Source organism: Streptomyces sp. NPDC107559, assembly GCF_055657365.1.
In genome coordinates, this window is record NZ_JBVKBD010000016.1 from 39,519 (window position 1) to 51,154 (window position 11,636).

An 11,636-nucleotide genomic window follows, 5' to 3' on the forward strand; every position below is an offset into this window, starting at 1 on the left:
ACGGATGAGGCGGATGAGCAGCAACGAAGACAGGCTTCTGGAGTATCTCAAGCGCGTCACCGGTGACCTTCGTCAGGCCCGTGAGCGCCTTCGCGAGGTCGAGGAGAAGGACCAGGAACCCATCGCGATCGTCGGTATGGCCTGCCGGTATCCGGGCGGGGTGCGTTCGCCGGAGGATCTGTGGCAGTTGGTGGTCTCCGGTGGTGACGCGGTCGGTGAGTTCCCGGCGGACCGGGGCTGGGACGTGGAGGACCTCTACGACCCGGACCCGGAGGCGACGGGGAAGACGTACGCGCGCCGCGGTGGATTCCTGTACGGGGCGGGGGAGTTCGACCCGGGGTTCTTCGGGATCAGTCCGCGTGAAGCGGTGGCGATGGATCCGCAGCAGCGGTTGTTGCTGGAGACCACGTGGGAGACGTTCGAGCGGGCCGGCATCGACGCGGAGTCGGTGCGCGGCAGCCGTACCGCGGTCTTCGTCGGCTCCGGCTACCAGGACTACGTCAACCTCCTGGTCGGGATGGGCGGCGAGTCCGACGGCCATCTCGGCACCGGCAACTCCGCCAGCGTGATGTCCGGCCGTATCGCCTACACCTTCGGCCTGGAGGGCCCGGCGGTCACCGTGGACACGGCGTGTTCGTCCTCGCTGGTGGCGCTGCACTGGGCGATCCAGGCGCTGCGCGGCGGTGAGTGCTCCATGGCGCTGGCCGGCGGCGTGCAGGTGATGACCACGCCCACCGCGTTCGTGGAGTTCAGCCGCCAGCGCGGGCTGGCCCCCGACGGCCGGTGCAAGGCCTTTGGCGCCGGGGCCGACGGCACCGGCTGGGCGGAGGGCGTCGGCATGCTCCTGGTGGAGCGGCTGTCCGACGCCCGGCGCAACGGGCACCGGGTGCTGGCCGTCGTCCGCGGCAGCGCCGTCAACCAGGACGGGGCGTCCAACGGCCTGACCGCGCCCAACGGCCCCGCGCAACAGCGGGTCATCCGCCAGGCCCTGGCATCGGCCGGCCTGTCTCCCGCCCAGATCGACGCCGTGGAGGCGCACGGTACGGGGACGACGCTGGGCGACCCGATCGAGGCGCAGGCACTGCTCGCCACGTACGGCCAGGAGCGACCCGAAGGACAGCCGCTGTGGCTGGGGTCGCTGAAGTCCAACATCGGCCACTCGCAGGCGGCCGCGGGTGTCGGCGGCATCATCAAGATGGTCATGGCCATGCGCCACGGCGTGCTGCCGCGGACCCTGCACGTGGACGAGCCGACGCCGCACGTGGACTGGTCGGCTGGCACGGTACGGCTGTTGACCGAGGCCGTGCGGTGGCCGGAGACCGACCACCCGCGCCGGGCCGCCGTGTCGTCCTTCGGTGTCAGCGGCACCAACGCCCACACCATCATCGAACAGGCCCCGCCGGTACAGGACGAGGAGCCCGCGGGGGCTCCCGCCGACGGCCCCCTGGCATGGGTGCTCTCCGCCAGGAGCGATGCGGCGCTGCAGGCCCAGGCGGCCCGGCTGCTGCCCTGGGTACGGGGCGAGGTCCGGCCGCAGGACGTCGGGCTGTCGCTCGCCACGACCCGCGCGGCGATGCGCCACCGGGCCGCGGTCGTGGGGGAGAACCGTGAAGAACTCCTCCTCGGACTGGCGGACTTGGCCGCCGGGACCCCCTCGTCCCGTGTGCTGCTGGGGCGTCCGGCCGGCGGCAGGACCGGCTTCCTCTTCTCCGGGCAGGGCTCGCAGCGCATCGGCATGGGACGCGAGCTTTACGCGGCGTTTCCTGCCTTCGCCACGGCCTACGACGAGGTGTGCGCGCACTTGGACGCCCCGGTCGACGTGGATACCGCGACGCTTCACCGGACCGGGTGCACCCAGCCCGCGCTCTTCGCGGTCGAGGTGGCCCTGTTCCGGCTCCTCGAATCCCTGGGCGTCCGGCCCGACTTCGTAGGGGGCCACTCCGTGGGCGAGATCGCCGCCGCGCATGTGGCCGGTGCGCTGTCCCTCGGTGACGCGGCGAAGCTGGTGTCCGCGCGTGCCGCGCTGATGCAGGCCCTGCCCGCGGGCGGCGTGATGGTCGCCGTGCAGGCCACCGAGGAGGAAGTCCTGTCCCACCTCACCGACGGGGTGGGCATCGCCGCGGTCAACGGCCCCTCCGCGGTGGTGATTTCCGGCGACGAGACCGCGACCCTGGCGATCGCCGCGGGCTTCGCCGCGCAGGGTCGCAAGACATCACGGCTGAAGGTCAGTCACGCGTTCCACTCGCCGCTGATGGACCCGATGCTGGAGGAGTTCGCCGAGGTCGTCCGTGGCCTGACCTTCGAGAAGCCGCGGCTCCCCGTCGTCTCCAACCTCACGGGTCGGCTCGTCGAGGCCTACACCCCCGAGTACTGGGTCCGGCACGTGCGCGAGGCCGTCCGCTTCGCCGACGGCGTCCGGACCCTGCACGACCTGGGCGTGAAGACCTTCGTCGAGATCGGCCCGGGCGGTGTCCTGAGCGGTATGGCGCAGGGCTGTGTGGACGACGTCGTCACCATCCCCGTACTGCGAGCAGACCGCCCCGAGCGGCAGGCACTCGTGACGGCCCTGGCCCAAGTGCACACGCACGGCGTGTCCGTGGACTGGAACCCCTTCTTCGCCGGTGCGCGGAAGACCGACCTGCCCACCTACGCCTTCCAGCACGAGCGGTACTGGGTCGACGCCCCGGACAAGGCCGCCTCCGTGGCGGATCCGGTGGACGCGGAGTTCTGGGAGACCGTCGAGCGCGAGGACCTGCGGGTCCTTGCCGAGACCCTCGACATCGGCGCAGGGGACGCGTTCAGCGACGTGCTGCCGAAGCTGTCGTCGTGGCGGCGGCAGCGCAAGGAGCAGTCCGCCGTCGACGACTGGCGCTACCGCGAGTCGTGGAAGCGCCTGGGCGAGCCCGCTCCGGCCGGCAGCGGCGGCACCTGGCTGTTCGCCGTGCCGGAGGAGGAGAACGAGCAGATCGCCGCGGTCCGCGCAGCGTTCACGGCTCGCGGCGCCACTCTGCGGACGCTGGTCGTCGGCGCGGCGGTCGATCGCGCCGCTCTGGCCGGGGAGCTGGCCGGGATCGGGCCGGTCGACGGCGTGCTGTCCCTGCTCCTCACCGGCGACCCGGTGCTGCCCACCCTGCGGCTCGTCCAGGCCCTGGGCGACGCGGGCGTCGACGCCCCGCTGTGGTGCCTCACCTCGGGCGCGGTGGCCGTGAGCGGATCCGACGCGTTACGCGACGCCCGGCACGCCCAGGTGTGGGGTCTGGGTCGCACCGTCGCCCTGGAGCTGCCCCGGCGCTGGGGCGGCCTGATCGACCTGCCGGAGTCCGTCGACGACCGGGCCGCGGCACGCCTGGCCGAGGTACTGGGACAGGCGCTGACGGGCCGGTGGGAGGAGGACCAGCTCGCCGTCCGTGCCTCCGGCGTCTTCGCCCGGCGGCTCGTCCACGCACCGGCACGGGCGGCCGCCCGCCGCCGGCAGCCGCGCGGCACCGTCCTCGTCACCGGTGGTACGGGTGCGCTGGGCGGGCACGTCGCCCGCTGGCTGGCGCGCGGCGGCGCCGAACACCTCGTCCTGACCAGTCGCCGGGGCGCGGACGCCCCGGGAGCCGCCACCCTGCGGGAGGAGCTGGAAGCCCTCGGCGCCCGCGTCACGCTCGCCGCCTGCGACGTGGCCGACCGCGACGCCGTGGCGGCCCTGCTCGCCGAGCACACCTTCACCGCCGTCGTGCACGCCGCCGGAGTCGCTGACGCCGGCACGGTGGACGCCACCACTCCGGACGCCTTCGCCGCCGCTCTGGCCGCCAAGGCGGGCGGTGCGGCGCACCTGGACGAGCTGCTGGGCGATCAGGAGCTCGACGCCTTCGTCCTCTTCTCCTCCGTCTCCGGCGTCTGGGGCAGCGGCGGCCAGGCCGCCTACGCCGCCGGCAACGCCTTCCTCGACGCTCTCGCCCGGCAGCGCCGCGACCGCGGCCTCACCGCGACCGCCGTCTCGTGGGGCCCCTGGGCCGACGGCGGCATGGTCGAGGACGGCGACGACGAGGAGCGGCTGCGCCGCCGCGGCCTGCGCGCGATGACTCCCGCATCTGCGATCACCGCCCTGCAGCACGCGCTCGACCGCGACGAGACCCTGCTGACCGTGGCCGACGTGGACTGGCCACGCTTCATCGTGCCGTTCACCCTCGGCCGGCCCAGCCCACTGCTCGGCGACCTCCCCGAGGTGAGGGCGACGCTCGCCGAGGACGCGCCCGGGACGGGCCACGGCTCCGGGGCACTCGCCGAGAGCCTGGCCCGGCTGTCGCACGAGGACCGTGCACGCGCCCTCGTGGACCTCGTGCGCACGCACGCGGCCGCCGTCCTCGGCCACCGCGGAGCGGGCGCCGTCGAGACCGACCGGCCCTTCCGGGACCTCGGCTTCGACTCCCTGACCGCGGTGGAACTCCGCAACCGGATCAACGAGGCCACCGGCCTGGCCCTGCCCACGACGTTGGTCTTCGACCACCCCACGGCCGCGGACCTCGCCACCCACCTGCTTGCCGAACTCACCGGAGGCCAGGACGAGAAGGCCACCGCCGCGGCCGCCGCGGCGCCGGCCGAGCCGATCGCCATCATCGGCATGGCCTGCCGCTACCCCGGTGGCGTGCGCTCGCCCGAGGACCTGTGGGAGCTGGTCGCCTCCGGCCGCGACGCGATCTCCCGCTTCCCCGGCAACCGCGGCTGGGACGTCGAGCGGCTCTACCACCCGGACCCCGATCACCCCGGCACCACGTACACCACCCAGGGCGGATTCCTGCACGACGCGGACGAGTTCGACCCCGCGGTCTTCGGGATCAGCCCCCGCGAGGCCGTAGCCATGGACCCGCAGCAGCGCCTGTTGCTGGAGACCACCTGGGAGGTCTTCGAGCGCGCCGGGATCGCACCCCACGCGATGCGCTCCACCGCCACCGGCGTCTTCGTCGGCTCCGGCTACCAGGACTACACCGGCCGCCCCCTCAAGGTGCCCGACGGTGTCGAGGGGTACATCCCCAGCGGCAACGCGGCCAGCGTGATCTCCGGACGGCTCTCCTACACCTTCGGACTGCAAGGCCCCTCGGTCACCGTCGACACGGCGTGCTCGTCCTCGCTGACCGCTCTCCACCTCGCCGTGCAGGCGCTGCGGGGCGGCGAGTGCTCCATGGCCCTGGCCGGCGGCGTGATGGTGATGGCCGGACCGTCCGCCTTCACGATGTCGAGCCGGCAGCGCGCGCTGTCCGCCGACGGCCGCTGCAAGGCGTTCTCCGCGTCCGCCGACGGCACCGGATTCGCCGAGGGCGTGGGCCTGGTCCTGGTGGAGCGGCTGTCCGACGCCGTGCGCAACGGGCACGAGGTCCTGGCCGTCGTACGGGGCAGCGCGGTCAACCAGGACGGTGCGTCCAACGGCCTGACCGCGCCCAGCGGCAAGGCCCAGCAGCAGGTCATCCGGCAGGCGCTGGCCAACGCTCGGCTCGCCCCGGACGAGGTGGACGCCGTGGAGGCCCACGGCACCGGAACCCGGCTCGGCGACCCGATCGAGGCGCAGGCACTGCTCGCCACGTACGGCAAGGAGCGTTCCGAGGGCCGACCGCTGTGGCTGGGCTCGCTGAAGTCCAACATCGGCCACGCGCAGGCGGCCGCGGGCGTCGGCGGCGTCATCAAGATGGTGATGGCCATCCGCAACGGCATCCTGCCGCGGACGCTGCACATCGACGAGCCGACCCCGGACGTCGACTGGTCCGGCGGGAACGTGCGTCTGCTCACCGAGCAGACCGCCTGGCCCGACCGGGACAGGCCACGGCGTGCGGCCGTCTCCTCGTTCGGGATGAGCGGCACCAACGTGCACACCGTCATCGAGCAGGCCCCGCGGGCCGCGCTCGCGGCCGAGGGCGAGCCTGCTCTGAAGGCCGCGCCCGCGCCCGAGGGCGCGCCTGCCCCGAAGACCCAGCCCGCCCCCGAGGGCGAGCCGCCCACGCGTACCGCGCCCGCCGCCCAGGGCGTGCAAACCCCTGCGGCGCGGGACACGACCGACGTCTCGCCCCTGGACGTGTATCCGTGGGCGCTGTCGGCGAAGACCGCCCGGTCCCTGCGCGAGCAGGCCCGCCGGCTGCTGCACCACCTCGACCGCGCCGAAGGGCTCTCCCTGCCCGACGTCGGCCGCGCACTTATCACCACGCGGACGCAGCTGGAGCAGCGGGCCGTGGTGGTCGGCCGGGATCGGCACGAGCTGCGGGCCGGGCTGGCGGCGCTCGCCGACGGCGCACCCACGGACGCGGTGGTCCAGGGCACCGCCGCGGCCTCCGGCAAGGTCGCCTTCGTCTTCCCCGGCCACGGCTCGCAGTGGACCGGGATGGCCCGCGAACTACTGGACACCTCCCCGGTCTTCGCCGAGCAGGCGAAGGCCTGCGCCGAGGCGTTCGCCCCCTACCTCGACTGGCCGCTGATCGACGTCCTGCGCGCCGAGCCCGACGCGCCGGACGTGGCCGAGGTGGAGGTCGCCCAGCCCGCGCTGTTCACGGTGATGGTGTCGCTGGCCGCCCTGTGGCGCTCCCACGGTGTGACGCCCGCCGCCGTCGTCGGCCACTCGCAGGGCGAGGTCGCCGCCGCGTACGTCGCGGGGGCGCTGACCCTGGACGACGCGGCCCGGATCGTGGCCCTGCGCAGCCGCTCGCTGACCAGACTCATCGGCAAGGGCGCCATGCTCGCGGTCGCCATGCCCGCCGACCGGGTGCGCGCGAGACTGGAGAAGTACGGGGACCGGCTGTCGGTCGCCGCCGTGAACGGGCCCGCCGCCCTGACCGTCTCCGGAGAGCCCGACGCGGTCGACGAGCTCCTGGCGGAGCTCGAAGCCGAGGGCGTGCGCGTGCGCAAGGTCCGCGGCGCCACCGGCGCCGGGCACTCCGCCCAGGTCGAGAGCCTGCGCCCCGAACTGCTCGACCTGCTGGCCCCGGTCGCGCCGGGCACGGCGGACATCCCCTTCTACTCCACGGTGACCGGCACCGTACTGGACACCACCGCCCTGGACGCCGAGTACTGGTACAGCAACGCGCGGCACACGGTGGAGTTCGAGCGGACCGTACGGTCGCTGCTGGCGGACGGGCACGGGGTGTTCGTCGAGTGCAGCGCGCACCCGCTGCTGGCCGGCTCGGTGCAGGAGACCGCGGAGGAGACCGGTGCCGACGCCGTGACCGGCGCCTCGCTGCGCAGGGACCAGGGCGGCATGGACCGTTTCCTGCGCTCCGTGTCCGAACTGCACGTGAGCGGCGTACACGTCGACTTGACGGTCCCCTTCGCCGGGCGTCCGCCACGGCGCGTGGACCTGCCGACGTACGCGTTCCAGCGGCAGAGGTACTGGCTGGAGAGCGCCGACCCGGTGCCCGCGGGCACCGATCCGGTCGAGGCCGGGTTCTGGGAGCTGGTGGAGAACACGGACCTGTCCGGGCTCGCCGATGAACTCGGGGCGGACGACGCCGGTCTCGTCGGCCCGGCGCTGCCGGTGCTGTCCGCGTGGCGCCGACGCAGCCGCGAGAAGTCCACGGTGGACGGCTGGCGCTACCGCGTCTCCTTCCGGCGGCTGACCGATGACCCGGCCCCCGGCCTGGACGGTCTGTGGCTCGCCGTCCTGCCCGCCGGACTGGCGGACGAGCAGTGGGCGCCCTGCGTCGTCGGTGTGCTCGGCGCCCATGGCGCCAAGGTGCGGGTCGTCGAACTTCCCGTCGACTGCGACCGGTCGCAGGTGGCGAAGCGGCTCGCCGAGGAACTCGGTGGCGAACAGCCCGCCGGTGTCCTGTCGATGCTCGGCCTCGCCCCCGGCCGCCACCCGGCCCACCCGACGCTGTCCGCGAGCCTCGCCACGACCGTCACCCTGCTCCAGGCGCTGGGCGACGTGGACGTCCGGGCACCGCTGTGGTGTGCGACCCGCGGAGCCGTGTCCACCGGACCCGCCGACCCGCTGCGCGACGCCGATCAGGCGCAGCTCTGGGGCCTGGGCGTCGTCGCCGCGCTGGAACTGCCCCGGCGCTGGGGCGGTCTCGTGGACCTGCCCGAGAAGCTGGACGAGCACGCGCTGCGCCGCCTGGCCGCGGTGCTGGCCCGGCACGACGAGGATCAGCTCGCCGTACGTGCCGACGGCGTGTACGGCCGGCGCATGGTCCGGGCACGGCCCGTCGACGCGCAGCCCGCGACACCGTGGCGGCCTCGCGGGACCGTCCTGGTCACCGGCGGAACCGGCGGCGTGGGCCGGCACCTGGCCCGCTGGCTGGCCGGCGCGGGCGCGCAGCACCTGGTGCTCACCAGCAGGAGCGGCCCCGACGCCCCCGGTGCGCGGGAACTGCACGCGGAGCTGACCGCCCTGGGCGTCGAAGTCACCATCACCGCCTGCGACATGGCCGACCGCGACGCGGTCGCGCGGCTGCTCACCGGCATCGAGTCCCGGCACCCGCTCACCGCGGTGCTGCACGCCGCCGGCACGGCACGGTCGTCCATGCTGGCCGACGCCGGTCTCGACGAGTTCGCCGAGACCGCGGCCGCCAAGGTCACCGGCGCCGTCCATCTGGACGAACTGCTCGACGGCCGTGAACTGGACGCGTTCGTCCTCTTCGCCTCCGGGGCCGGCGTCTGGGGCAGCGGCGGGCAGGCCTCCTACGCCTGCGCCAACGCCTTCCTCGACGCCCTGGCACTGCGCAGGCGGGCCCGCGGCCTGACCGCGACCTCGGTCGCCTGGGGCGGCTGGGCGGGCGGCGGCATGGTCGACGACGCGGTGCAGGAGCGAGGCGAACGGCGGGGCCTGGGCGTCATGGCCCCCGAGCTCGCGATCACCGCCCTGTGCCAGGCCGTCGACCACAACGAGGCGGCCCTCGTCGTCGCCCCGGTCGACTGGGACAAGTTCCTGCCCGCCTTCACCGTGGGACGGCCCAGCCCGCTGCTCGCCGACCTGCCCGACGTACAGCGGCTCCTGGAGACCGAGCGGTCCGCCGACGAGGGGACCGGTGCCGGAGCGGAGCTGGCGACCGAGCTCGCCGGGCTCGCCTTGGCCGAGCAGGAGGAGCGGCTGCTGGAACACGTCCGCTCCCAGAGCGCCGTGGTCCTCGGTCACGCGTCGGCCGAGGACGTGCTGCCCACCGCGCACTTCCTGGAGCTCGGCTTCGACTCGCTCACCGCGATCGACCTGCGCCGGCGCCTGTCGGCGGCGACCGGTGTGCGCCTGCCCGCCGGACTGGCCTTCGACCATCCCACGCCCGCCAGGCTCGCCAAGCACCTGGTGACACGGCTCCGGGACGCTCGCCAGGGCACGGAGGAGGAGCGGCCCGCCGACATGCTGGTCCAGCTCTACCGGCACGCGAGCGAGAACGGGACGGCCGGCGAGGCCATGGGGATGCTGATGGAGGCGGCCCGCTTCCGGCCCTCGTTCGCCCGGCCCGAGGAGCTCACCCAGCGGCCCGCGCCGGTGCACCTGGCGCAGGGCGACCGTCCCTACGCGCTGATGTGCTTCTCCCCGTACGTCGTACCGGCCGGGGCGCACCAGTACGCGCGGTTCGCCGCCCCCTTCCGCGACCGGCTGGACGTGTGGGCGCTGGTCAACCCCGGCTACGAGCAGGGCGAGCCGGTCCCGTCCGATCCGGACGCCGTGTTCCGCCTGCACGCGCAGACCGTACGGGAGTGCGCCGGCGGAAAGCCGGTTGTCCTGCTCGGCTACTCCTCGGGCGGCTGGATCGCCCACGGAGTGGCGGCACACCTGGAGGCCATGGGCGAGCAGCCGGCGGCCGTGGTCATGGTCGACAGCTTCAGCCGGCAGGTCCCCTTCGACCACCAGGTGCTGGGCGCGATGGCCCAGGCGCAGTCGCAGCGCCTGGACTTCATGAGGTCCGGCGGCGAACAGCTCACCGCGATGGGCCGCTACATGAGCCTGTTCGACGACTGGGCCGCGCCGCGGATCGCCGCGCCGACCCTGCTCGTACGGGCGAGCGAGCCCGTGCCGGCCGGGGACGGTGACGGCGCCGGGCGCGCGGCACCGCCCGAGCACGTGGACACGACCGTCGAAGTGACCGGAAACCACTACTCGATGCTGGAGGACCACGCCGGCACCACCGCGGCGGCGGTGGATTCCTGGCTCGCGGACGTCGTCACCGATGCGTCCGGCCCTGCCGCACCTTGAGGGCGCAAGGACCGCATGCCCGAAGCTGCCGCACCTTGAGGACGCAACGACCGCACGCCCGAACCTGCCGCGCCTTGAGGACGCAACGACCGCACGCCCGAACCTGCCGCGCCTTGAGAACACAACGACCGCATGACCGGCCCGCGACCACCGCGGGCAGCTCCGACCCGGACAGAGCAGATGTGGGGGAGAAACCATGACGAAGGCTCTCTACGAGATAGGCGAGACCCCGCCCCTCGGCGAGGTCCCGCGACAGATGTACGCCTCGGTGATCCGCCAGAACCGCTTCGGAGAGCCGAAGCAGGCGTTCCGCACCGAGGTCGTCGACACCCCGGCCGTGGGCCGGGGCCAGGTCCTGGTCTATGTGATGGCCGCCGGTATCAACTACAACAATGTGTGGTCCTCGCTGGGCGCGCCGGTCGACGTCATCGGCATGCGGCAGCGCCAGGGCCAGCCCGAGGACTTCCACATCGGAGGCTCGGAGGCCTCCGGCGTGGTGTGGGCGGTCGGTGAAGGCGTCCGCAGTGTCGAGGTGGGCGACCATGTGCTGCTCACCAGCGGCCAGTGGGACGAGGCCGCCGCGGACATCCGGCTGGGCACGGACCCGCTGGTCTCGGAGAGCATCAAGGCCTGGGGGTACGAGACCAACTACGGCTCCTTCGCGCAGTTCTGCCGCGTCGACGAGTACCAGTGCCACCCCAAGCCCGCCCATCTGTCGTGGGAGGAGTCGGCGGCCTTTCTGCTCACCGGGCCCACCGCCTACCGGCAGTTGTTCGGCTGGCAGGGCAACACGGTCCGCCCCGGCGACCCCGTGCTGATCTGGGGCGGTGCGGGCGGTCTGGGCTCGATGGCCATCCAGCTCGTCAGGCTGGCCGGCGGCATCCCGATCGCCGTGGTCTCCAGCGAGGACCGCTCCGCGTACTGCCGCCGCCTCGGGGCGGCGGGCACCATCAACCGCCACGACTTCGACCACTGGGGCCGGCTGCCAGACGTCGGGGACGCCGAGGCGTCGGCGCGGTTCCTGCGCGGCGCCCGCGGGGTCGGCAAGAAGGTCTGGGAGATCCTCGGCGAGCGCAGGTCCCCGCGGATCGTGCTGGAGCACAGTGGCCAGGACACCCTGCCGACCTCGATGTACCTGTGCGACAACGCCGGCATGGTGGTGATCTGCGGCGGCACCTCCGGCTACAACGGAGACGTCGACCTGCGCCACCTGTGGATGCGCTCCAAGCGCCTCCAGGGCTCGCACTACGCCGACACCCGCCAGTGCCGCGAGGTCATCAACCTCGTCGGCGCCGGCATGCTCGACCCCTGTCTGTCCGTATGCGACGGCTTCCAGGACATCGGGCGCATGCACCAGATGATGCACGACAACGTGCACCCCTCCGGGAACATGGCCGTCCTCGTGAACGCGCCCCGGCGCGGCGGTACCACGCTCGAACTCGCCGCCGCCTGACCGTCCCGTCGTACGAACCCCCCT

Annotated in this window: 2 protein-coding genes; both read left to right on the plus strand. The window is 73.6% G+C overall.

Annotated features, from left to right (window positions below):
• Window positions 1-4 precede the first annotated feature (4 nt).
• Window positions 5-10,159, plus strand: a complete 10,155-nt coding sequence (locus ACZ7OY_RS34135; RefSeq protein WP_471915052.1) for a type I polyketide synthase — start codon at window positions 5-7, stop codon at window positions 10,157-10,159.
• A 196-nt stretch (window positions 10,160-10,355) separates the two neighbouring features.
• Entirely contained in the window at window positions 10,356-11,612 is a 1,257-nt protein-coding gene (gene ccrA, locus ACZ7OY_RS34140) for a crotonyl-CoA carboxylase/reductase (RefSeq protein WP_471915053.1), read from the plus strand.
• The last annotated feature ends 24 nt before the right edge of the window (window positions 11,613-11,636 follow it).

What these genes read in the sequence shown, in the direction of transcription:
- ACZ7OY_RS34135 (WP_471915052.1), top strand. Translation starts at nt 5, where the DNA reads ATGAGGCGGATGAGCAGCAACGAAGACAGGCTTCTGGAGTATCTCAAG.
- ccrA (WP_471915053.1), top strand. Translation starts at nt 10,356, where the DNA reads ATGACGAAGGCTCTCTACGAGATAGGCGAGACCCCGCCCCTCGGCGAG.